This window comes from Streptomyces sp. NPDC016640 (genome assembly GCF_043076215.1).
GTDB lineage: Bacteria > Actinomycetota > Actinomycetes > Streptomycetales > Streptomycetaceae > Streptomyces.
Map to the genome: position 1 here is coordinate 65,045 of NZ_JBIBRG010000009.1, position 23,170 is coordinate 88,214.

13 protein-coding genes are annotated in these 23,170 nt (G+C 73.4%); 3 read left to right on the forward strand and 10 right to left on the reverse strand.

All coding sequences use genetic code 11. The features are described from left to right. Window positions 1-174: 174 nt before the first annotated feature. Window positions 175-1,185 (forward strand): LacI family DNA-binding transcriptional regulator, encoded by a 1,011-nt coding sequence (locus ACF07S_RS19970; protein WP_391965519.1) that lies wholly within the window; start codon window positions 175-177, stop codon window positions 1,183-1,185. Between the two features lie 136 nt (window positions 1,186-1,321). Here the strand turns inward: ACF07S_RS19970 and ACF07S_RS19975 are convergent, their stop codons facing one another. The 7 genes from ACF07S_RS19975 to ACF07S_RS20005 form a co-directional block, all read right to left on the reverse strand. Continuing rightward, entirely contained in the window at window positions 1,322-2,035 is a 714-nt protein-coding gene (locus ACF07S_RS19975) for a hypothetical protein (RefSeq protein WP_391965518.1), read from the reverse strand. Window positions 2,036-2,070: 35 nt separating this feature from the next. Next, window positions 2,071-4,281, reverse strand: a complete 2,211-nt coding sequence (locus ACF07S_RS19980) for a glycoside hydrolase N-terminal domain-containing protein (protein WP_391974696.1) — start codon at window positions 4,279-4,281, stop codon at window positions 2,071-2,073. Further along, window positions 4,278-6,248, reverse strand: coding sequence for a beta-galactosidase (locus tag ACF07S_RS19985; RefSeq protein WP_391974697.1), 1,971 nt, complete (start codon window positions 6,246-6,248; stop codon window positions 4,278-4,280). Before ACF07S_RS19985 ends, ACF07S_RS19980 begins: the two co-directional genes overlap by 4 nt. Beyond that, window positions 6,248-8,431: a 1,4-beta-glucanase gene (locus ACF07S_RS19990; RefSeq protein WP_391965515.1), complete on the reverse strand. Its 2,184-nt coding sequence runs from the start codon at window positions 8,429-8,431 to the stop codon at window positions 6,248-6,250. The genes ACF07S_RS19985 and ACF07S_RS19990 overlap by 1 nt, the downstream gene beginning before the upstream one ends. 119 nt (window positions 8,432-8,550) lie before the next feature. Continuing rightward, window positions 8,551-9,486, reverse strand: coding sequence for a carbohydrate ABC transporter permease (locus tag ACF07S_RS19995; RefSeq protein WP_391965514.1), 936 nt, complete (start codon window positions 9,484-9,486; stop codon window positions 8,551-8,553). Beyond that, window positions 9,483-10,517: an ABC transporter permease gene (locus tag ACF07S_RS20000; protein WP_391965513.1), complete on the reverse strand. Its 1,035-nt coding sequence runs from the start codon at window positions 10,515-10,517 to the stop codon at window positions 9,483-9,485. Before ACF07S_RS20000 ends, ACF07S_RS19995 begins: the two co-directional genes overlap by 4 nt. 27 nt (window positions 10,518-10,544) lie before the next feature. Then, window positions 10,545-12,239 (reverse strand): extracellular solute-binding protein, encoded by a 1,695-nt coding sequence (locus tag ACF07S_RS20005; protein WP_391965512.1) that lies wholly within the window; start codon window positions 12,237-12,239, stop codon window positions 10,545-10,547. Between the two features lie 357 nt (window positions 12,240-12,596). On the opposite strand from ACF07S_RS20005, the gene ACF07S_RS20010 reads away from it, so the two are divergent. Continuing rightward, window positions 12,597-15,440, forward strand: a complete 2,844-nt coding sequence (locus ACF07S_RS20010) for a glycoside hydrolase family 3 C-terminal domain-containing protein (protein WP_391974698.1) — start codon at window positions 12,597-12,599, stop codon at window positions 15,438-15,440. Between the two features lie 95 nt (window positions 15,441-15,535). On the opposite strand, the gene ACF07S_RS20015 is transcribed toward ACF07S_RS20010, so the two are convergent. The 3 genes from ACF07S_RS20015 to ACF07S_RS20025 all read right to left on the reverse strand — a co-directional run bounded on the left by ACF07S_RS20015 (window position 15,536) and on the right by ACF07S_RS20025 (window position 21,537). Beyond that, window positions 15,536-16,981, reverse strand: a complete 1,446-nt coding sequence (locus ACF07S_RS20015) for an aldehyde dehydrogenase family protein (protein ID WP_391974699.1) — start codon at window positions 16,979-16,981, stop codon at window positions 15,536-15,538. Between the two features lie 406 nt (window positions 16,982-17,387). After that, window positions 17,388-18,971 (reverse strand): PucR family transcriptional regulator, encoded by a 1,584-nt coding sequence (locus tag ACF07S_RS20020; protein ID WP_391974700.1) that lies wholly within the window; start codon window positions 18,969-18,971, stop codon window positions 17,388-17,390. A gap of 148 nt (window positions 18,972-19,119) precedes the next feature. Next, window positions 19,120-21,537: an ATP/GTP-binding protein gene (locus ACF07S_RS20025; RefSeq protein ID WP_391974701.1), complete on the reverse strand. Its 2,418-nt coding sequence runs from the start codon at window positions 21,535-21,537 to the stop codon at window positions 19,120-19,122. A gap of 263 nt (window positions 21,538-21,800) precedes the next feature. On the opposite strand from ACF07S_RS20025, the gene gabT reads away from it, so the two are divergent. Further along, window positions 21,801-23,135, forward strand: coding sequence for a 4-aminobutyrate--2-oxoglutarate transaminase (gabT, locus tag ACF07S_RS20030; protein ID WP_391974702.1), 1,335 nt, complete (start codon window positions 21,801-21,803; stop codon window positions 23,133-23,135). The last annotated feature ends 35 nt before the right edge of the window (window positions 23,136-23,170 follow it).

The following is a 23,170-nucleotide window of genomic DNA, read 5'->3' on the forward strand; positions in this document are numbered from 1 at the left end:
GTCCGCCGGTGAGGGAGAATCCACGGGAGGTCTCGACAACCCCGAAGAAAGCTGTCGAAGCGCTTCGACAACCCTCTGGACACCCTCATCCACTGGGGCTACTGTCGAACTGCCCTCACCCGCCCCGCAGTTCCCGCGCACTGTCGAAGCGCTTCACAAAACTTGGAGAGCTGGATGGTCACCCTCGCCGAGGTCGCCCAGCACGCCGGAGTCTCGGCGAGCACGGTGAGCTATGTCCTCAGCGGCAAGCGGTCCATCTCCGCCACCACCCGCCAGCGGGTCGAGCGGAGCATCCACGAGCTCGGGTACCACCCGAACGCCGGGGCCCGCGCCCTGGCCAGCAGCAGGTCCAACATCATCGCGCTGATGATCCCGCTGCGCACCGACATGTACGTGCCGGTGATGATGGAGATCGCCATCGCGGTGGCCACCGCGGCCCGCACGCACGGGTACGACGTGCTGCTGCTCACCGGCGAGGAGGGCCCGGACGCGGTGCGCCGCGTCGCCGGGAGCGGACTGGCCGACGGAATGATCCTGATGGACGTCGAACTCGACGACGAGCGGCTGCCGCTGCTGCGGGAGACCGACCGGCCGGCCGTGCTGATCGGGCTGCCCGCCGACACCACCGGACTGACCTGCGTCGACCTCGACTTCCGGGCCACCGGCGCACTGTGCGTGGAGCACCTCGCGGCGCGCGGGCACCGTGACGTCGCCGTCATCGGCGAGGCGCCCGCCGTCTACGAACGGCACACCGGCTTCGCCGAGCGCACCCTCGACGGGCTCCGCTCCCGGGGGCGGGAGCTCGGGCTGCGGCTGCTGCACCGGCCGTGCGAGGGCGGGTACGACGCGATGGCCGCGACGCTCGCCCGGATCCTCGACGAGCGCCCCGGCACCACCGGGTTCGTCGTGCAGAACGAGTCGGCGGTCGAACCGCTGCTCGCCCTGCTGCGACAGCAGGGGCGGGCCGTGCCCGAGGACGTCTCGGTGGTCGCGATCTGCCCGGAACAGGTCGCCGTACAGGCCTCGGTGCGGCTGACCTCCGTGGCCATCCCCGCGCAGGAGATGGGCCGGCGCGCCGTGGACCAGCTGGTCGCCAAGCTCGACGGGCGGGGCGGCGACGAGGTCGCGCTGCTCGCGCCCGAGCTGACGGTGCGGGCGAGTTCGGGCCCGGCGCCGGCCCGGTAGCCCCGCTTCCCTCCGCGTTTCCCCGCCCGCGGACGGGCACCGCCCTGTCCGCGGGCGGGCCGGGCGCGGCCACCGGTGACGGCGTGGGCGAAGGGGCCGGTCCCGGGACCGGCCCCTCGCCGTGCCGTGCGGGGGATCAGCCGCTGCTGACCGTCAGGTTGTCGGTGCGGAAGTCCAGGCCGCCGGAGGACGAGGTGATCTCGAAGCCGAACTGCACGTCCCCGATGGTCTCGTTGCCCATCCAGCCCTTGGTGTCCTTGATCCACTTCAGGACCGGGAGGATGTCGACGGTGCCGGAGTTCGAGTCCGAGGTGCGCAGGAACGAGAAGACCTCGTTGGCGCCGTTGTCGCCCTTGTAGACGTTCCAGGTGTGGCCGCCGAGGCTCACCGTGCCCTGGGAGGTGCCGAGTGGGCCCACCGCGCCGTTGTGGTTGACCCACAGCATGATCTCGTAGTCGTAGTCCGTGTCCCAGATGTCGTACGAGGTGTTGTACGCGCCCGAGGACGGGACGGTGACGCTGTACCTGCTGGTGAGCGAGCCGATGGAGGTGATCGGCTTGTTGATCACCTTCTTGGAGTTCGGGTAGGACTTGATGCCGCCCGTGTCGGGGTGGTCGGCCCACACGCCCCAGTTGGTGCCGGAGTTGGCCCAGACGCACTGGGCGCCGGCGCCGGAGCCCCAGATGTTGTTGTAGAGCGTGTAGCCGTTCAGGCTGGTGTTGCCCCACTGGTCGCAGGAGTTCCAGACGGCGGCGTGCGCGGGGGCGGAGGCGAGGCCGGCCGTCGCGCCGAGCGCGAGGGCGGGCGCCAGCAGGAGCCTGGTGATCCTGCTCATGGTGCTTGGTGCCATGGCGTTCCTTCCATGGGTGGGGGGAAGTGCTCCGGTCACCGCGTCCTCGGCGTGAGGACGCGGTCTTCTCCGGCGACCAGGTCGAGCGGTTCGGCGCCGGCGGAAGTCCACAGATCGATGCGCTGGGTCCGGGTCGGCCGCAGCACGGCGGTGACGCCGTCCGGGGACCAGGTGAGGTCGAGTCCGGCGCCGAAGCGGGTGCGGATCCCGCACAGCCGGCCGCTCGGGTACGCCGGGAGGGGCGCGGGCAGCAGGACCAGCCGGCCGGGGGTGGACTGCACGAGCGCCTCGATCAGCACGGCGGGCAGGGTGTGGGCGGCGTCGGCGTTGTAGACGTCGCGGCGCGGGTAGTGCGCGCTCATCAGGGAGGCGTGGAAGAAGTCGCCGTCGAGGACCTGTCCGAGCGCGTGGGCGACCCGTTCGCCGTCGCGGAGCCGGGCCGCGATCAGCGCGTGGTGCAGATGGCCGTGCGCGGAGTCGTTCTCCGTGCCGCGCAGTTCCAGGGCGCGGTGGGCGGCGGCGGCCAGCTCCGGGGTGTCGTAGGGGGTGATCTCGTCCAGCGGCCAGACGCCGTACAGGTGGCTGAGGTGGCGGTGGTCGTAGGAGTCCTCCAGGTCCGGCCGGGCCCATTCGGCGAGCGCGCCGTCGGCGTTGACCCGGTGCGGCGGCAGCCGGTCGGCGAGCGCCCGCCAGCGGTCGGCGTGCTCGGGGTGGTACGCGGCGGCGGTCAGCAGGGCGTGCCGGGCCGCGGAGAGGTCCATGGCCGCGTTGACCGTGCCCCAGCTCGCGTTGGCCGGCCGGTTCTCGGGCGAGTAGGAGGGGACGACGACCAGTCGGCCCCCGGGGTCGGTGCGGGTGAGGAAGTCCTCGTAGAACAGGGCGACTTCGGCGAGCGCCGCGGCGGTGCGCGGATCTCGTCGGCCGTAGGTCTCGTCGTGGTCGACGAGGGGCTTCAGCAGCCAGTCGGCGCCCGCGGTCCACAGGTGGAGGGGGTACTCGCGGCTGAAGTGGTACGTGTGCCCGGACTCGCCGTCGGAGTGCGCGGGCGCGACCACGCCCCGCGCGCCGAAGACCGCGCGGGCGTTGTCCCGCCAGTCGGGCAGCTGACGGTGGACGAGTGACGCCAGGGCCTCGGTGACCTCGGGCAGCGCGGCGGCCGCGGCGGAGGCGGTCTGGAGGTTGAGGTTGGCGTCGTTGGTGAAGGCGCCGGACCAGGCGGTGTCCCAGTCGCCGGTCCACAGTCCGGTGAGGCGGGGCGGGAACAGGCCGCTGGCGGCGAGCAGGTGGTGGCGGCCGGCCGCGAAGAGCCGTTCGAGCAGCGCGGCGCCGCGCGCCCGGGTCAGCAGCTCCGAGCCCGGCAGGGCGCGTTCGGCCGGGTCGGCGGCGAGGTCGAGGGTGACGCGCTCGTAGGCGGGGCGGTGCAGGGGCAGATGGCGGGCGAGCAGGTCGTCGTACGGGTGCGGGCTCCCGTCGATCAGGTCGCGCAGGGCGCGGCCCTCGGCGACCACGTCCGCCTCGCCCGTGTGCCGCCGCACCCGGGTGAGCAGCAGCACCGACCGCGCGCCCTCGATACGCACCCCCGCAGGGGCGAGCGCCGTCCGGCCGCCGGTGACGGCGACCAGGGTGACACCGGTGTACGCCAGGTCGCTGCCCGGGTAGCGGGCGCGCAGGCTCAGCAGCGCCCCCTCGGGGGTGAGGACGGTGCCGTGGCCGACGCCCAGGCCGGCGGGGGCGCCGGGGAGGCGGTGGTCCAGGGAGACGTCGAGGGTGAGCGCCGGGCCGGTGACGCACTGGACGATCACGTCGTCGGCGCGGGAGACGAAGACCCTGCCGGTCCGGTCGGCGCAGGCGGCCTCGGCGACCCCGCGGGCGAAGTCGAGCGTGCGGCGGTATCCCTCCCGGTCCCGGTCGCCCTCCGGGCGGCGCAGGCGCACCTGGAAGGCCGGGTGGAAGGGCCGCACCCACGTCAGCGGGCGGCCGTCGGTGAAGCCCTCGGCGGCCGTCGGGTCGCCGGCGAGCAGGCGGTCCTGGAGATCGGCCAGTCCGTCGGCCAGCCGGGGCGGCAGCCGGTGCCGGTCGTCGCCCCCGCCCGGGCGGACGAGGGTGTGGTGGGTGACGACGGTCCGGTCGTCGTCCGGATCACCGGACACCAGGGCGCCGTGGTGACCGTTGCCGACCGGGAAGGCGTCCTCCCAGCGGGCGGCCGGCCGCGGCTCCCAGGTGCCGTGGACGGGTGCGGACGTCATGACGCCAGCACCGCCGCACCGTAGCGGCCCAGGGTGACCCGGCCGGTCACCGTCGCGTCCGTGAGCAGGTCGCGGTGGGTTCCGTGCAGGCCGACGGTGACCGGCTCGCGGCCGTGGTTCAGCAGGAACAGCAGTTCGCCCCGGCGCACCGCCTCGACCCCGTCCGGCAGGCCCTCGAGCACCGGCCGGACGCCCGCGCCGGTGGCGGCCCGGGTCAGCAGCGCCCGCAGCGCCTCGGGTTCGGGGAGCGTCGAGACGTACCAGGCGCGGCCCTTGCGCAGCACGGCGGGCAGTCCGTCGAGTTCCCCTCCCCGGTAGGGGACGGTCTCGTCGGCGGTGCCGTCCGCCTCCAGTTCCTCCGACCACAGGGTGCCGCGCAGGCCGCCCTCGCACTCGGCGGTCTCCCCCGTCTCCAGCGGCCACCACTCGTGCAGGGTGCGGATGCCGAAGAGGGCGCGCAGCCGGGCGTCCATCCCGCCGGGCCGCACCCGGTCGTCCTGGTCGGCGACGCCGGTCAGGAAGCCGCAGACGAGGGTGCCGCCGCCGCGCACGTAGGCCAGGAGGTTGTCGACGGCCGCGTCGGTGAGGAGGTAGAGCTGGGGCACGACGACCATCCGGTAGCCGGACAGGTCGTGTGCGGGGTGGGCGAAGTCGGTGGTGAGGTGGGCGGCCCACAGGGCGCGGTGCCAGGCGCGCAGGACCTCCGGATAGGAGACCTCGTGCGACGGCCGGCCGTCCTGGTCGCCGGCCCACCAGGAGTCCCAGTCGTGCAGCACGGCGACGTCGGCGGCGATCCGGCCGCCGGTGACGTGCGGGGCGATCCGCTCCAGGTCCGCGCCGAGCTGCTTGACCTCCTGGAACGTCCGTCCCCGCTCCCCCGCGTGGCCGAGCATCGCGGAGTGGAACTTCTCCGCGCCCTGCCGGGACTGGCGCCACTGGAAGTAGCAGACGGCGTCCGCGCCGCGGGCCACGGCCTGGAGGGACCACAGGCGGTTGAGGCCACGCGGCTTGGGGTGGTTCACACCGCGCCAGTTGACCGGGCCGGCCGCCTGCTCCATCAGCATCCAGGGGCCGCGTGCCTGGGAGCGGGTCATGTCCTGGACCAGGGCGCCGTCCTGCGCGCCGAGCGGGTCGCGCGGGTCGGGGTAGAGGTCGACGGAGACGACGTCCTCCTCCTCGGACCAGCGCCAGGCGTCCTGGCCCGCCCACAGCGGCATGAAGTTGGTGGTCACCGGGGTGTGCGGGGTGTGCCGGCGGACGATGTCGCGCTCGGCGGTGTAGCACTCCAGGAGCATGTCGGAGGTGAAGCGCTTGAAGTCCAGCACCTGGGTGGGGTTCTTCCTGTAGTGGGCGTGGCGGGGCGGCATCACCTCGGCCCAGTCGCCGTAGCCCTGGCTCCAGAAGGCGGTTCCCCAGGCGGTGTTGAGGGCGTCGAGGGTGCCGTACCGGTGGCGCAGCCAGGCGCGGAAGCGGGCTGCGGCCTCGTCGCCCCAGTCGTAGGTGCAGTACTCGTTGTTGATGTGCCACATCGTGAGGGCCGGGTGGCCGCCGTAGCGGGCGGCGAGGTCCTCCGTGATGGCTGCGGCGTGGCGGCGGTAGGTGGCGCTGGAGTGCGAGAAGTGCTGCCGGCCGCCCCACCACTCGGTCCGGCCGTCCTCGTCGCGGGGCAGGGTGTCGGGGTGGAGGTGTCCCAGCCAGGGCGGCGGCGAGGCGGTCGGGGTGGCGAGGACGACGCCGACGCCGTTCCCGTGCATCAGGTCCATCAGCCGGTCCAGCCAGCCGAAGTCCCGTTCGCCGGGGCGTGGTTCGAGTCTCGCCCAGGAGAAGACGCCGAGGGTGACGGAGTTGACGCCGGCCTCCTTCATCAGGCGGACGTCCTCGTGCCAGGTCACCTCGGGCCACTGCTCCGGGTTGTAGTCGCCGCCGTAGAGGATGCGGCCGCGGGTGGCGTCGCCGAGGTCCGGCATCAGACCGGCTCCCCGTACTGGATGCCGCGCCCGTTGGTGGCGAGGTAGACCCGGCCGTACACGCGCGGGTCGCCGGTGACGGTCTCGCCGGTCCAGCCCCACTGGTGGTCGTCGTCGTTGATCCGCGTCCAGGTTCTCGCCTCGTCGTCGGAGCGGAGGACCGCGGTGACGGCACCGGTCGAGCCGACCTGGTAGATCGCCGGGTAGCCGGCGCCGTCGGCGGCCCGGCCGAAGCCGAGGGTGTGGGAGGCCCGGCAGCTGTCCACCCTGGTGAAGGCGACGCCGCCGTCGGTCGATCGGTACAGCCCGTTCCCCTTGGTGCTCAGCCACAGGTCGCCGGTCCGGTGCGGTGCCGCGACCAGCTTGAACTGGGCGTCGCCCGCGGGCAGTCCGCCCGCACGGGCGGTGAAGGTGCGGCCGCCGTCGGTGCTGGCGAACAGCGTTCCCGTGTCGGTGTCGTACGCGTAGAACAGCGCCGGGTCGGCCGGGTCGGCGACCGGCGTGGCGCCCTTCGGGAAGGACGGGACCTCGGACCAGGTCGTGCCGCTGTCCGCCGAGCGGTGGGCCGGGTGCCCGGTGCCGTCCCAGTGCACGAAGGACCACAGCAGCACGCTGCCGTCGGCGTTGGTGGCGATCGGTCCCGGCGCGTCCCCGGCGACGGGGGGCTGGGACGCGAAGGGCGCCCAGGTGCGTCCGCCGTCGTGGGAGTAGGCGCCGTTGCCGTGGTCGCCCCAGCCGGCCCGGACGACGTACGCCGGTCTGCGCGCCGCCTGCGCCAGGCCCGTCGCCGACCCGGACACGGGGTTGGCCGCCATGCCGTCGGCCGGGGACGCGGTGAGCCGCTCGTGGTACATCACGCCGATGTCCCGCGACCCGCTGATCAGGTGCGCCCGCCCGGCCGGGGGCGAGAGCAGCTGGGTCACGGACGCCTCCTCCAGGCCACGGATCCACGGCGCCCAGTGGCGCAGGTCCCGGGTGCCGTAGAGGGTGGCGCCGGTGCCGTACACGATGTGTTCGCAGTCGTACGGGTCGACGGCCAGCGCCTGGATCCACCAGCCGAACTTGGGCTCCTCCCCGCCCCACTTCAGGTAGGGCGTCTCGGAGACGTCGAGGACGGCGGTGTCCTTCAGGGACCGCCAGGTGCGGCCGCCGTCGGTGGACCGGTACAGCGTGTCGACGGCCGCCCAGCGGTTGTTGGTGGAGACGACGACGGTGCCGGGGCGGCGGGCGTCCACCGCGACCCCGCCGTAGCCGAAGGTGTCGGCCGCCCCGTCGGGCCTCGCCGGGGTGACGTCGCTCCACTCGCCGCCGCCGGTGCGCAGCTTGTGCACGCTGCCGTCGGACTGGCCGTTGGGGCCGGGCGCGTCGGCGTACGTCACGTACAGCTCGCGGGCGTGCCGGTCGTACGCGGCGCGGACCGGCACGCGCGCGGCGGCACCGGACGGCTGTCCGGGGACCGCCTCCCAGGTGGTCCCGTCGGCGGTACGGAACAGGTTCGCGTCGCCGCCGTCGCCCCAGCCGGCGTAGACCGTGCGCCCGGCGGCGACGAGGAGGGTGACGCCCTGGCCGGTGGCGGACGCGGTGGCCGGGAAACCGCTCACGGGGGCCCAGGTGGCGCCCCGGTCGGCCGACCTGAGCAGGCCGTCGTGCCGGGTGCCCAGCCACAGGGTGTCGCTGTCGCGCGGGTCCACGAGCAGCCGCTCGCCGGTGCCCCGGCCGTCCTCGTTGGCGCCGAGCTTCACCGTGAGGTCGGTGCGCCGCCAGGTGCGGCCGCGGTCGTCGGAGCGCAGCACCGCGCCGTTGCCCGCCCACGACTGGGCGTAGGTGCCGCAGGCCAGGTAGAGCCGGTCGGGGTGGGCGGGGTCGACGGCCACGGCCTCGACGCCGAGCAGGTTCCAGTCGTCCCAGCCGATGTGGTCCAGCAGCGGGATCCAGCGCCCGGCCCGGTCGTCCCACCGGTAGGCGCCGCCGATGTCGGTCCGGGCGTAGGCGAGCCCGCGCACGGCGGGGTGGAACAGCACGCCGGTGATGAACCCGGTGCCGCCGATGACGACGTTGCGCCAGCGGTATGGGGAGGGCCGGGCGGCACGGGCGGTCCCGGCGAGGGCCGGCACACCGGCGAGCGCGGCGAGGGCCGCGGCCCCGGCGAGTACGGCACGCCGACCAGGAGAGGACGCGTACATGACAGTACCTCGTTCGCAAGGGAGGACGGGGGGACGGGAGGGGGCGCGGGGACCCGCGCGGCCGATCGCCATCGGCCTGCGGCCGCATGACCACGCGGGTGCTCCGGACACGGAGGGCGTCAGCCCTTGACGGCCCCCGTGAGCATCCCCTTCTTGAAGTGCTTCTGGACGAAGGGCGACAGCACGGCCACCGGCAGCAGTGCCATCACCATGACGGCCATCTGCACGGCCAGCCCAGACAGCTGCCCGGTCTTGATGGCCTGGCCGAGCCCGACCGGAGCCTCCTGCTTCTGCACCAGCTGGATCATGACGTTCTGCAGCGGCAGCATGTCCTGGTCGTTGAGGTACAGCGAGGCGTTGAACCAGGCGCTCCAGTACCCGACGGCGTAGAACAGCGTGATCACCGCGATCACCGCCCGGGACAGCGGCATGACGATCTGCCACAGGATCCGGACGTCCCCGGCCCCGTCGATGCGGGCGCTGTCGACCAGTTCCTGCGAGATGTTCATGAAGAAGCCGCGCAGGACCAGGATGTTGAAGACGCTGATCGCGCTGGGCAGGATCAGCGCCAGGTAGCTGTCCGTCAGGCCCAGCGACTGCACCAGCAGGTAGGTGGGGATGAGACCGGCGCTGAAGAACATGGTGGCCAGGAGCACCATCAGGATCCAGCGGTGGCCGAGGGAGCCGCTGCGGGACAGGCCGTAGGCGCACAGCACCGACACCGCCATGGAGAACAGCGTGCCGACGGCGGTGACGAGGATGCTGATGACCGCGGCGCGGGTGACCTGGCCGCCGCTGAGCAGTTCCTGGTAGGCGACGAAGGTGATGTCCTTCGGGATCATCACCAGCCCGCCGGCCTCGTCGATGGTCCTGCGCGAGGACAGGCTGGTGACGACGACGATCCACAGGGGGAAGAGGATCCCCAGGCAGGCGAGGAACAGCACCAGTCCCTTGCCGGCGAGTCCGGCCCGGCTGGGCGGTTCCTCCCACGCCGGCCGGGGCGGAGCCGCCCACCGGCCGGAGGTGCGCGCGGACTTGTCGATCACGGTGCTCACTTCTTGTACACCCCCTGCTCGCCCATGAGGTGGGCCACCTTGTTCGCCGCCAGGACCAGGCCGAGGCTGATGACGCCCTTGACGAGTCCCGCGGCGGCCGCGTAACCGAAGTCCTGGTTGCGTACGCCGTTCCACCACACGAAGGTGTCCAGCACCTCGGCGGCCCCCGGACCCACGGCGTCCCGTTGCAGCAGGATCTGTTCGAAGCCGACGGTCAGCGCGTCACCGACCCGCAGCACCAGCAGCAGGGCGATCACCGGGCGCAGCGCGGGCAGCGTGACGTGCCACATCCGGCGCCAGCGTCCGGCGCCGTCCATCGCGGCGGCCTCGTACAGGTCGGGGCTGACCGAGGCCAGCGCGGCGAGGAAGACGATGATGCCCCAGCCCGCGTCCTTCCACACGCTCTGCGCGGTGACCAGGATCTTGAAGGTCTCGGGGTCGGTCATGAGGTCGAGCCCGTCGTACCCGTGCGCCCGCAGCAGCTGGGACAGGAGTCCGGCGCCGCCGAAGAGCTGCTGGAAGACGGCGATGACCAGCACCCACGAGAAGAAGTGCGGCAGGTAGAGGACGGCCTGCGAGATCGCCCGCACCCGGGGTCTGACCACGCTGTTGATGAGCAGCGCGAGCAGGACGGGGATCGGGAAGTACAGCACCAGCTGGAGGACGAACAGCACCAGTGTGTTCCGCACGGAGTTCCAGAAGGCGGAGTCCTCGAAGATCCGCTGGAAGTTCTCCAGCCCCACCCAGGGGCTGTGCAGGATGGAGACGACCCCGTTGTCACTGATGTAGGGGTCGTACTCCTGGAACGCGACGACGTTGCCGAGGATCGGCACGTAGTTGAAGAGCAGGACCAGCAGCACGGCCGGCAGCGTCATCAGCAGCAGTACGCGGTCGCGTCGGAACCGCGCCCGCAGGCCGAGCTTCCCGGCGGGTCGTCCCTTCGGGGCCCCGGCGGCGGCGTCGTGCGCCGCCGTGGGGTTCTCCTTCGCTTCTGCCTCGGTGTCGGTCCGAGGCACCGTGCGGTGGGACACGGCGTTTCTCCTTGCCTCGGTACCCGGTCAGCCGGCCGCCGAACCGTTCTCGTCGAGGATCTTCCGGTACCAGTCGCGGAGCTCGTCCCCGCCCTTGCTCTTCCAGTCGGAGACGGCCCGCTGCATGTCGCCGATCTTCCTGCGGCCGCGGACGACGTCGTCCTCCAGCTGCTCGAAGTCGTTGGCGAGGTTGGTGTAGCGGGCGGGCTCGGTGATCTGCATGCCGTAGAACGCGGGCTTCCTGGTGAAGGCACCCATCCGCTGCTGCCACTCCACCTGGCCCTTGGCGACCTCGGGGAAGTCGGGGTGGGCGATGGTCGGGGCGGGGCTCGCGATCATCACGTAGGCGTTCATCACGTCGATGTTGCCCTGGTCGGTCTTGGTGGGCACACCGTCCTCGACGGTGTAGTGGGTGCCCTCCACGCCGTAGTTGGTGGCCATGTACTCCTTGGTGCCGTACGGCGCGGCGGTGACGTTGGCCAGGGCCAGCACGTCGCGGATCACGGCCTCCGAGGCCTTCTTGTTGACGAAGGCGAAGATGCCGGCCGGGTTCTGCGCCCACAGCGTGGGGTCGCCGCCGTCGTGACCGAAGATGTCCATGCCCCAGATCTTGAACTCGGGGTTCTGGGTGGCCTGTTCGGCGGTGCGGCTCCACCACTGGGAGGAGTCCTGGTTGTAGATCAGGAACTCGCCGGCGGCGAACTTCGGCCCCGGGTCGGTGGCGTTGCTCTTGCCCAGCTCGGCGTCGGGGTGCACGACACCGGCGGCGAACAGCTTGCGCGTCCACTCCAGGGCCTCGAGGTACTCGTCGGTCTCGATGCGGTGGACCAGCTTGCCGTCGACCTGGTTCCAGCCGAGCGACTTCTCGTTGCCGGACAGCACGCCGAAGGCGTTGAAGGCGGTCCACTTCATGTCCAGGCAGGCCCAGCGCTTCGCCCTGGCGTTGGTGGCGTCCTTGGCCAGCGCCATGAACTCGTCGCACGAACGGGGGACCTCGTAGCCCTCCTTCTCGAAGATGTCCTGGCGGTAGAGCGGCACGATGCCGGTGACGTACGAGGACGGCATGGGCAGGCCGCGCAGTTTGCCGCCGAAGATGGACCGCTGCCAGGCGTCGGTGGGGATGGCCGCGAGGTTCGGGTAGTCCTTGACCGCGTCGCCGGACAGATACGGGCCGAGGTCGGCGAACTTGCCGATGATGGCGCTGGGGATCTTGCCCGTCATGTTCCAGCCGGGCACGACCACCACGTCGGGCACGCTGCTGGAGGCGAGGACCGCGCCGAGTTTCTGGTCGTAGGTGTTGCCGTCCTGGTTCTGCCAGACCACGTCGACGCCGACGAGGTCGTTCATCGCCCGGTAGTAGGCGTTGCCGGCCTTGGGCGGGGAGCCCCAGAACGGCGACATGACGGTGACCCTGCCGCCCTTGCCGAGCTTCTCGGGCACCGACGTCTTCAGGTCCGCGAGGTCGAGCTTGCTGGTGAAGCCGACCGCGGAGCCGTTCTTGCTGGGGATGTCGGGCGTGACCACGTTGCTGCCCACGAACGCCGGCAGCAGCTTCTCGGCGGCCTTGCCCGATGTGGTGCCGTCCCGCGAACCCCCCTCGGATCCACCGCACGCGGCGAGCAACGGCATCCCCCCGGCCACCGCTGCGGTGGCGACCGCCGTCGAGGCGAGGAAGCTCCTCCGGCTCGGTCCGGAGGAGGTGGAGGCGGCGTTCGGCGTCATTGCGTCAACCCTTCATGGCGCACCAGGACACCCGGCGGTGGCCGTCGGCTGCGGTGTCTTCAGTGGAACTGGCTGAGCCGAAGCGGTCGTTCGGCGGAGGGAGCGTCGCCGCAGGGCGGGCCTCACAGTCGAAGCGCTTCGATGTTGCTGCGAGGTTAAGTGAACACCCAGGGGCACACAAGGGTCGGATCCAAGATTCCTCGGATGTATCGCCTCCCGCGACAGGCCCAGACCTGTCGTCCCGCACGCGATGTGTCCGATCCGATGCGCTCGTGTCCCTTGACACCCGCCCCCGCCCCGAATGAGCATCGAAGCGCTTCGAAAGCGCCTCGTCGCTCCATCCCGAGGGGACTCCACGTGACCGCACAAACGCCGCCTACGCCGCCTTTCCGCGACCCGGACCTGCCGTTCGCGAAGCGCATCGACGACCTTCTGTCGCGGCTCACCCTCGACGAGAAGATCGGATTTCTGCACCAGTTCGGGCCGGCCGTCGAGCGTCTGGGCATCGCCGCCTTCCGCACCGGCCAGGAGGCGCTGCACGGTGTCGCGTGGATGGGACCGGCGACGGTGTTCCCCCAGGCCGTCGGCCTGGGCGCCACCTGGAACGAGGAGCTGGTGCGCCGGGTGGGCGAGGCGGTGTCCCGGGAGACCCGCGCGATGCGCGCCCGGGACGGGCGCGTCGGCCTCAACGTCTGGGCCCCGACCGTGAACCTGCTGCGCCATCCCCTGTGGGGCCGCAACGAGGAGGGTTACTCGGAGGACCCGAAGCTCACCTCGGCGATCGCCACCGCCTACACCCGGGGGCTGCGCGGCGACCATCCGCTCTACTGGCGCACCGCGCCCGTCCTCAAGCACTGGCTGGCGCACAACAACGAGACGGACCGCGACACCTCCTCGAGCCCGGTGCGCCCGCGCGTGCTGCACGAATACGATCTGCGCGCCTTCCGCGACACCGTGGAGGCGGGCGCGACGGCCGGGGTGATGCCGGCGTACAACCTGGTCAACGGCCGCCCGAACCACGTCTCGCCCCATCTGCGCGAGCACCTGCGGGCCTGGACCGACGAGGAACTGCTGGTGTGCTCGGACGCGGGCGCGCCGTCCAACCTGGTCGACTCCGAGCACTACTTCGACACCCACGAGGAGGCCACCGCGGCGGCCCTGCGCGCCGGTGTGGACAGTTTCACCGACCACGGCACGGACAGCTCGCAGATCGTCGGACGGGTCGAGCGGGCGCTGGAGCAGGGCCTGCTCACGGAGGCCGACATCGACACGGCCGTCCGCCGCCAGCTCTCGGTGCGCTTCCGGCTCGGCGAGTTCGACCCGGGCGCGGACCCGTACGCCGGGGAGCGGGCCTTCGACACCCCGGAGCACCGGGCGCTCGCGCAGGAGGCGGCCGAGCAGGCGATCGTCCTGCTCAAGAACGACGACCTGCTGCCGCTCGCCCCGGACACCCGCATCGCGGTCGTCGGGCTGCTCGCCGACGAGTGCAAGCTCGACTGGTACAGCGGCACCCTCATCCACCGCTCCACCCCGCTGGAGGGCCTCTACGAGCGGTTCGGCGCCGAGCGCGTGGAGTTCGCCGAGGGGGTGGACCGCGTGCTGCTGAAGACCGCCGCCGGTACGTTCCTGCACGTCCCGCCCGCGCCCGAGGCCCCCGAGGCCGCGCGCGGCGCCGAGGGCGCCCTCGACCCGGCGCTGCTCGCGGGCCGCACCGACCTTCCGCCGCTCACCGCCGAGGCGGCCGGGACCGAATTCGCCCTGGCCGACTGGGGCGGGGGCGTGCTGACCCTGCGGGCCCCCGACGGCCGCTACCTGTCGGTCGCCGGGGACGGGTACGTCCGCGCCTCCGCCGACCAGCCGGGCGGCTGGGTCGTGCAGGAGACGTTCCGGCTGGAACCGCACGGGGACGGTCACCTCCTCAGGCACGTGGGGACGGGACGCCATGTGCAGGTCGCCGCCGACGGCGTGAAGGTTGCCGAGGAGGATCCCGCGGTCTTCGAGCTGGTCGTGACCGAGCGCGGGGAGGACGCGGTGACGCGCGCCGCGGCCCGGGCGGACGTGGTCGTGGTGGTCGCGGGCAACGATCCGCACATCAACGGGCGCGAGACCGAGGACCGTACGACGCTGCGGCTGCCCGCCCAGCAGGAACTGCTGCTGCGCGCGGCCCGCGCCGCGAACCCGGACACGGTGCTGGCCCTGGTCTGCGCCTATCCGTACGCGGTGGATCCGGCGGACCTCCCGGCGATGCTCTGGACCGCGCACGGCGGGCAGGCCGCGGGCACCGCCCTGGCCCGGGTGCTCGCCGGTGACGTCTCCCCCGCCGGCCGGCTGCCGCAGACCTGGTACGCCGACGACGCCGACCTGCCGGACCTCCTCGACTACGACGTGATCGGCAGCCGCCAGACCTACCTGTACTTCGAGGGCACACCGCTGTTCCCGTTCGGGCACGGCAGGTCGTACGCGGCCTTCTCCTACGGGGAGCTGACCGCCCGGGTCGTCGACGCGGCGGTGCGGGTCTCCTTCAGCGTCACCAACACCGGCGGCGTCACCGCGGACGAGGTGCCCCAGCTCTACGGCCGGGCCGTGGACGCCTCGGTCCCGCGTCCGCGCCGCGAGCTGCTGGCGCACCGGCGGGTCACGCTGGCGCCCGGGGAGACGGCCGAGCTGTCCTTCACGCTGCCGTTGTCCGCCTTCGCGTTCTTCGACGTCGCGCTCGGCCGGTGGCGCGTGGAGCCGGGCGCGTACGAGCTGCTGGCCGGGGCCTCCAGCGAGGACGTGCGGGCGCGGACCACCGTCACCCCGGCCGGTGAGCCCGCCGTCGCGCGACCGGTCCTGGAACGCGGTCTGAACGCCGCGGACTTCGACGAGCAGAGCGGCACCGAGATCGTCGACCTGACCAGGGAGGCGGGCGACGCGGTCACCGCCGTGGCCGGGAAGGACGGCGAACTCCTCTTCCGGCGCTGCGACTTCGGCCGGGGGGTGACGGCGGTGAGCGTGGCGGTGTCCGGCGGGGGCACGGTCGAGCTGTCCCTCGACGGCGGGCCGGTGCTCGCCGCGCTGTCCCCGGGGGCGCCCACGGCGGGCCCGTACGACTACGTCACGCTCACCGCGCCCGTCACCGCCGCCGTGCACGGCGTGCACGACGTGCGGCTGCGGCTGCGCGGTCCGCTGCGGCTCGCACGGGCCGGCTTCGCCGGCTGAGAGTCCGGACGCGGCCGGCACCGGGAAGGGGGCCGGCACCGGAAGGCATCGGTGCCGGCCCCTGCGCGAGCCTGGAGGGAAACGGCTCCCGGGAACTAGAGATCGAGGCCGGTGAGGACCATCACACGCTCGTAGGTGTAGTCCTCCATCGCGAACCTCACGCCCTCGCGGCCCACGCCGGACTGCTTGGCGCCGCCGTACGGCATCTGGTCGGCGCGGTAGGAGGGCACGTCGCCGATCACCACGCCGCCGACCTCCAGGGCGCGGTGGGCCCGGAAGGCGGCCTGCAGGTCATGGGTGAACACGCCCGCCTGGAGACCGTACTTGGAGTCGTTGACGGCGGCGAGGGCCGCCGCCTCGCCGTCGGCCCTGTGCACGGTCAGGACGGGACCGAAGACCTCCTCGCAGGAGATCGTCACCTCGGCCGGTACGTCGGCGAGCACGGTCGGCGCGTAGGAGGCGCCGTCGCGCTTGCCCCCGGTGAGCAGCGTGGCACCGGCCCCGACGGCCTCCTGTACCCACGCCTCGACGCGCTGCGCGGCGTCCTCGCTGACCAGCGGGCCGACGTCGGTCGCGTCGTCGGCCGGGTCACCGGTGACCTGCGCCTCGACGGCGGCGACGATGCGCGGCAGCAGCCGGTCGTACACGGAGGCGTCGGCGATCACGCGCTGCACGGAGATGCAGGACTGGCCGCCCTGGTAGTTGGAGAAGGTCGCGATGCGCTGCGCGGCCCGGTCCAGGTCCTCCTCGCTCGCCCAGTCGGCGAGGACGACGGCCGCTCCGTTGCCGCCCAGCTCCAGGGTGCAGTGCTTGCGCGGTACCGAGTCCATGATCGCGTAGCCGACCTTCTCGGAACCGGTGAAGGAGATCACCGGCAGCCGCTCGTCCTGGACGAGGGCGGGCATGCGGTCGTTGGGGACCGGGAGGATGCTCCAGGAACCGGCGGGCAGCCCGGTCCCGGCGAGCAGTTCGCCGATGAGCAGTCCGGACAGGGGCGTGGCGGGCGCCGGCTTCAGGATGATCGGGACGCCGGCGGCGATCGCCGGGGCGATCTTGTGGGCGCACAGGTTCAGCGGGAAGTTGAACGGCGCGATGCCGAGGACGACACCCTTGGGGAAGCGGCGCGTGAAGGCGAGCCGGCCCTGGCCGCCGGCGTCGGTGTCGAGCCGCTGGGCCTCGCCGCCGTTGAACCGGCGGGCCTCCTCGGACGCGAAGCGGAAGACGGAGACGGCGCGGCCGACCTCACCGCGGGCCCACTTCATGGGCTTGCCGTTCTCGGCGGAGATCAGCCGGGCGATCTCCTCGGCGCGCTCGGCCAGCCCCCGGCTGACGTGGTCCAGGGCGGCGGCGCGGACGTGGGCGGGAGTGGCGGCGAACTCGTCCCGTACGGCGTACGCGGCGGCCACGGCCTCCTCGGTCTGGGCGTCGGTCGGCACGCTCACGGTGCCGACGAGCCGGCCGTCCCAGGGGGAGGTGACGTCGAAGGCGGTCTCGCCGGTGGCCTGGCGGCCGGCGAGCCAGAAGGCGTGGGTGGAAGTCATGTGCGTTCCGGCCCTTCCGCGGTGGGGGTGAGTGGGTGGTCGTGGGGTCCACGGTAGGTGCGGGGTGGCGGCGGGAGGTTTGTCCGGGGCGTAGTGGTGGGGGGTGGGGGTTCGACCTTTTGGCGGGGTGGAGGGGCGACGGCCCGGCGGGGTGGGGGCGGTGTTCCGGCCGGATGACGGAGCCACGGTCCGGCGGGTGGCGGCGCCACGGTCCGGCCGGATGACGGGGCGACGGTCCGGCGGGGCGATGTCCCGATCGGGTGGGGGCCGGGTGCGGGACGTCGGTCGTCACCCCTCACGCCTCTCCCGCTCCCTCCCGTCCCGTATCCGGGACCGTGCACCGGGGCGCCCCTTCGGCCCTGGACGGGCCTCGTCCTCGAGCGTCGGACGGGCTGACGCGCAGGGGCTACGCCGACGTGGTCGCCTTGAGGGCCAGCCACAGTTCCATGCGGACGTCCGGGTCGTCGAGGGAGCGGCCGAGTATCTCCTCCACCCGGCGCATGCGGTAGCGCAGGGTGTGGCGGTGGACGCCCAGGTCGGCCGCGGCGGCGTCCCACTGGCCGTGGCGGGAGAGCCAGGCGCGCAGCGAGGCGACCAGGTCGCCGCGTCCGGTCGCGTCGTGGTCGTGCAGCGCGCGCAGCAGCCCGTCGGCGAACGCCCTGACCGCGTCGTCGGCGAGCAGCGGCAGGACGGACCCGGCGGCCATCCGCTCGTGCTCCACCAGCACCCGGCCCCGCCGCCGGGCCACCGAGAGCGCCTGCTCGGCCTGCTTGTAGGCGGCGGACGCGGTGATCGGCCCGGCCGGTGCGGACAGTCCGGCGACCACTTCGTCCTGGTCGGACTTGCGGGCCGACTCCCGCGCGGCGGCGTGGTCGCAGCAGGCGGCCACCACGGCTCCCGTGTCGGCGGCCAGGACGACCAGCCGCTCCCCCTCGGGCACCACCAGCACCGCCTCACCGGAGCGGGCGGCGGCGGACTCCACCACCTCGGTCAGGGCTCCGAGGGCGTCGCCGTGCTGCTCGCCCCGGTCCCGGTGGGCGGGTGCCGCCGCGGTCTCGGCGACGATGATCCGGAAGGGCGCGTCGAGGAGCTCCCCGTACAGGTCCCCGGCCACCGCGCGGGCGTGGTCCGGCTCCCCCGCGAGCAGCATGCGCAGCACGGCGGCGCCGATGCGCTGCTCGGCCGCGTGCAGGGACCGGGAGCGTTCGGTGGTCAGGGTGAGCAGGGCGATGGCGGAGTGGACGGCGTACCGCTCGGCGGTGCCGAGGGCCGCGGCCGTGCCGACGGCGAGCGCCGCGCGGGGCCGCCGGCCGGTGCCCAGGGAGTGCAGCTCGACCCGGTCCTCGTGCTCCGGCCCGGCCACCACCGAGGAGGCGGGCGCGGACCGCTCCCGCAGCCGGGTCACGTCCGGGACGCACCGCGCGGCACGCCGGCCCGCCCACTCCGGTGCCGCGGCGACGACGGCGCCCGAGGCGTCGTAGAGCGCGGCCCACCCGTCGACCTGGGCGGCGAGCGCGGCCAGCAGCCCTTCGGGCCCGTCCGTCAGCGTCTGCCTGGTCAGTTCCCGCTGGGCGGCGAAACCCGCGGTCACCGCGCGGTACTGGTCGGCGGCGATGGCCGCGGACACGGCCTTGCTGATCGCGAGGAACGGGGTGCGGCGCGGCACCTCCAGCAGCGGCAGCCCTTCCTCGCGCGCGGCCTCGACCAGGGCGTCGGGGATGTCGTCGTAGTGGACCCCGACGGCGAATCCGAGGCCGACGACCCCCGCCCCCGCCAGGCGCTTCACATAGCGGCGCATCACCTCCCGGTCCTCCGCGTCGAGCTTGAGCGCGGTGATCAGCAGCAGTTCCCCGCCCTCCATGTAGGGCACGGGGTCGGCGAGCTCGCTGGCGTGCGCCCAGCGCACGGGCACGTCGAGGCGGTCCCCGCCCGCGCGCACGGTCAGTTTGAGCGCGGAGTGGTGGACGAGCGAGGCGAGCGTCGGGGGCATGGGGCCTTCAGGTCGGGGAGGTCGACGGAGGGGGCGGTCCGGTGAACACGGCGATCTCTTGGCCGCCGCGTATGAACGGCCCGTACCGATTCTGCCTCACCGTACGGTCACCGCGTCACCGTATGTCCGCGATGCCCGGCCCGGCCGCTCAGTCCCTCAGGTCCACCAGCAGCGGCGGTGTGTGCTCGCCCTCGACGGTCGTCAGCGACAGCACCGCGTGACCCGGCGGCACCGCGTGCGCCAGTTCCGACGCCGACCACCGCTCGCGCTCGACCTCCCGCACGGTCACCGCGTCCGTCGTCACCACCTTGCCCGTCATCAGCTTGCGCAGCGCGTGGAACGCCCGGGTCATCGGCTGGTCGGCGAAGACCGTGTGCTTGGCGACCTCCGTCGTCTCCACCCACTCGGTGCCCCAGGTCTGCGCGAACCGGCTGCCGTCCCAGGTGGTGACGCCGCAGAAGGCCATACGGCACCCCACCGCTCCGTAGAGCGGACCGTGCAGCGCCTCGGGCACGTCGCCGATGGTGCGCAGGGCGAGCAGCACGCCGGCGTTGCGCGACCGCAGCCGCTGGATGCGGCGCACCGACCCGGCGGTGACCGTGCCCGTCGCGTCGTCCAGGACCAGGCAGGCGAAGTGCGCGCGCCGGCTCTCCCCGACCGCGGCGTCGAACTGCGCGAGGACCAGGCGGGTGATCAGCCGCCCGGCCTCCTCGTGACCGCGCTCGGGCAGGTCGACGCGTACCCGCAGGGGGTGGTGGGCGATCGCGCGCAGGGAGAACGGCCGGTGCGGGCCGCCGCCGCCGAAGAAGTCCGCGAACACCGGCCGGCTCAGCAGCGCCAGCCGGTCGGCCAGGCTGCGGCCCGCGTCCCCCGGCGTGCCCGTCTGACGGACGCGCGCGTCGAGTTCGCGGCGCATCAGATCGTCGCCGCCCGCGGCGAGCGCCTCCCGCAGCGGGGTCAGGGCGCTTTCCTCGCCCTCCAGCAGCTCACGCAGCTCCGGCAGGGCGGGGAAACGGCCGTGCACCGCGCGGAAGGGGCCGAGCAGCTGCGCCAGCGCGGTGGCGGCGCTCTGCACGCCGACCGTGTCGAGGTCGCCCACCAGCGCCTCGGCGAGGATCGCGGCCGCCTCGTCCGGGTCGTCGGACTCGGCGTAGGGGTCGAGGTCGTGCACCGAGGAGGGATCGCCGATCCGCACGATCACGTCGAAGGCGTCGTCCGCGCCGAGCGGCCGGCCGGCGGCGGACACGGCGACGACGGCGCAGCGCCCGGTGAGCGCCTGCAGCGCGAGTGCCTCGGTCACCGGCTCCACCAGGGTGCGGGTCTTGCCGGAGCCGGAGGGGCCGACGGCGAGCAGCGAGGTGCCGAGCACGTCCGGGCCGAGGGCCGCACCGGCGTCGCGGTACGGCTGCGGGGCGCGGTCGCCCGCCGCCCAGCGGCCGATGCGCACCTGACCGGCGAGCAGGTCGTGGCGGGCGGTGCGGCGCGGCAGGTCCCGGGCACCGGAGGGGTGCGTCCAGGCCGCGCCGCCCCGGCGCACGACGGTGTCGCGGAAGGCGTCCAGCGTGGCACCGCGCCGGGCGGCGTCGAAGGCCTGCTCCACGCGGGCGCAGTCGACGTCGTTCATACGGCCGCCGGCGACCTCGGCGGTGAGCAGGTCGGCGGTCTCGTGCTGGCCGGCCTCGCGCAGGGCGGGCCACTGGGAGCGGGGGCGGACGGGCGCGGGCGCGCCGGGGTCCTGGGTGCTCGCGCGGCGGGCGGCGAGCAGCTCCTTCCCGTACGGCAGCCAGGCGCCGAGGCGGGCGAACGGCCACACCACGAGCAGCGTGAGGGCCGTGTAGAGCGTGTTCGTGTAGAGCGGGGAGGACACCAGGCCGTAGTCGTCCGTGAGCAGCACGGTCAGCGAGAGCAGCGGATCGACGACCGGCACCGGGGACCAGCCGACGGGGAAGGCGTCGGGGAAGACGAAGCTGAGGGCGAGGAGGGCGAGGAGGGCGGCGACCAGGGCGCGCACCGGCCGGCGCAGACGGCTCACGTAGTGGCGGACGATGGCGCGCCAGCTGCCGAGCGCGGCCACCGCGAGAACGAGCGCGACGAAGAAGACGCCGTCGTAGACCAGCAGGGCGTCCCACCCCGGGAGCGTCACCGTCCGTCCCTCGACCGGCTTGGGCGAGACCACCGAGCCGCCCCACCACCAGTCGTCCGGTGTGAACATCCGCAGCAGGGCGCCCTTGTAGGGGAAGTAGCCGCGCTGCCAGAACGACCACACCCCGGTCGCCAGGACGAGCGGGACCAGCATGCCGGCGAGCGTCACCGGGGCGAGCCTCGCCGGGGCCGGCTTCGGCGGGCGGTGGCCGTACCGCCAGATGCCGGGCCGGGCGGCCGGCCGCGCCGCGTCGAGCCAGTCGGCGACGGTGGAGGAGGGGCCGGGGGCCCGCCCGGGCGCCGGCGGTGCGCCCGGTGCCCTGCTCGGCCGGGGCGGCACCGCCGGCACCTCCGGTGGCCCCGCCGGGCGCGGTACGGGATCCGCCTGCGTACCCCGCGTGTCCCGGGTCCCGTCGCTGTCCATCACCCTTGCCCCCTGACCTGCCGCTCCATCCGCCATCAGCGAGTCAATCTAACGCCCCGGCAGGCCGGTTCCACCGCACACGCGGCCGGGACCGGCCACCGCGCGGTCGTCGCCCCCGCCCCGAAGCGTCACCGGCGCCATGTCCACCGCGGACAACCCGGGTCCCCGGACAACGCCCACATGGAGCATGCCCAGCCCCCGCTCCCCGCCCTAGCCTGCGAGAAAGGAACGCACGTGTCCGGAACACCCCCCAGGAGCCCCGCATGACCGCACTTCCGCAGGAGCGCCGCGTCGTCACCGCCATCCCCGGCCCGAAGTCGCAGCAGCTGCAGGCCCGCCGCACCGCCGCGGTCGCGCGGGGCGTGGGCTCCGTGCTGCCCGTGTTCACCACCCGCGCGGGCGGCGGCATCATCGAGGACGTCGACGGCAACCGGCTGATCGACTTCGGCTCGGGCATCGCCGTGACCTCCGTCGGCGCCTCCGCCGAGGCCGTCGTCCGCCGGGCCTCCGCCCAGCTCGCCGACTTCACCCACACCTGCTTCATGGTCACGCCGTACGAGGGCTACGTGGCCGTCGCCGAGGCGCTCGCCGAGCTGACCCCGGGCGACCACGCCAAGAAGTCGGCGCTGTTCAACAGCGGCGCCGAAGCGGTCGAGAACGCCGTCAAGATCGCCCGCGCGTACACCGGGCGGCAGGCGGTCGTGGTGTTCGACCACGGCTACCACGGCCGCACCAACCTCACGATGGCGCTGACCGCGAAGAACATGCCGTACAAGCACGGCTTCGGCCCGTTCGCGCCCGAGGTCTACCGCGTGCCGGTGGCCTACGGCTACCGCTGGCCGACCGGTGCCCGCAACGCCGGTCCGGAGGCCGCCGCGCAGGCCGTCGACCAGATCTCCAAGCAGGTCGGGGCCGAGAACGTGGCCGCCATCATCATCGAGCCGGTGCTCGGCGAGGGCGGCTTCATCGAGCCGGCCAAGGGCTTCCTGCCCGCGATCAGCAAGTTCGCCGAGGACAACGGCATCGTCTTCGTCGCCGACGAGATCCAGTCCGGCTTCTGCCGCACCGGCCAGTGGTTCGCCTGCGAGGACGAGGGCGTCGTCCCGGACCTGATCACCACGGCGAAGGGCATCGCGGGCGGTCTGCCGCTGGCCGCCGTCACCGGCCGCGCCGAGATCATGGACGCCGCGCACGCGGGCGGCCTGGGCGGCACCTACGGCGGCAACCCGGTGGCCTGCGCGGGCGCGCTCGGCGCCATCGAGACGATGAAGGAGCTGGACCTCAACGCCAGGGCGAAGAGCATCGAGACGGTGATGAAGGCCCGTCTGACCGCCATGGCGGAGAAGTTCGACCTCATCGGCGACGTCCGCGGCCGGGGCGCCATGATCGCCATCGAGCTGGTCAAGGACCGCGCGACCAAGGAGCCGGACCCGGAGACGACCGCCGCCCTGGCCAAGGCGTGCCACCAGGAGGGCCTGCTGGTCCTGACCTGTGGCACCTACGGCAACGTGCTGCGCTTCCTGCCCCCGCTGGTCATCGGCGAGGACCTGCTGAACGAGGGCCTGGACATCCTCGAGCAGGCCTTCACGCGCATCTGAGCCGACATCGGTGCAGGTGAGCCGCCCATTGGGCC

Coding starts and splice junctions, on each gene's coding strand:
- ACF07S_RS19970 (WP_391965519.1), top strand. CDS start 175: ATGGTCACCCTCGCCGAGGTCGCCCAGCACGCCGGAGTCTCGGCGAGC.
- ACF07S_RS19975 (WP_391965518.1), bottom strand. CDS start 2,035: ATGGCACCAAGCACCATGAGCAGGATCACCAGGCTCCTGCTGGCGCCC.
- ACF07S_RS19980 (WP_391974696.1), bottom strand. CDS start 4,281: ATGACGTCCGCACCCGTCCACGGCACCTGGGAGCCGCGGCCGGCCGCC.
- ACF07S_RS19985 (WP_391974697.1), bottom strand. CDS start 6,248: ATGCCGGACCTCGGCGACGCCACCCGCGGCCGCATCCTCTACGGCGGC.
- ACF07S_RS19990 (WP_391965515.1), bottom strand. CDS start 8,431: ATGTACGCGTCCTCTCCTGGTCGGCGTGCCGTACTCGCCGGGGCCGCG.
- ACF07S_RS20005 (WP_391965512.1), bottom strand. CDS start 12,239: ATGACGCCGAACGCCGCCTCCACCTCCTCCGGACCGAGCCGGAGGAGC.
- ACF07S_RS20015 (WP_391974699.1), bottom strand. CDS start 16,981: ATGACTTCCACCCACGCCTTCTGGCTCGCCGGCCGCCAGGCCACCGGC.
- ACF07S_RS20020 (WP_391974700.1), bottom strand. CDS start 18,971: ATGCCCCCGACGCTCGCCTCGCTCGTCCACCACTCCGCGCTCAAACTG.
- ACF07S_RS20025 (WP_391974701.1), bottom strand. CDS start 21,537: ATGGACAGCGACGGGACCCGGGACACGCGGGGTACGCAGGCGGATCCC.
- gabT (WP_391974702.1), top strand. CDS start 21,801: ATGACCGCACTTCCGCAGGAGCGCCGCGTCGTCACCGCCATCCCCGGC.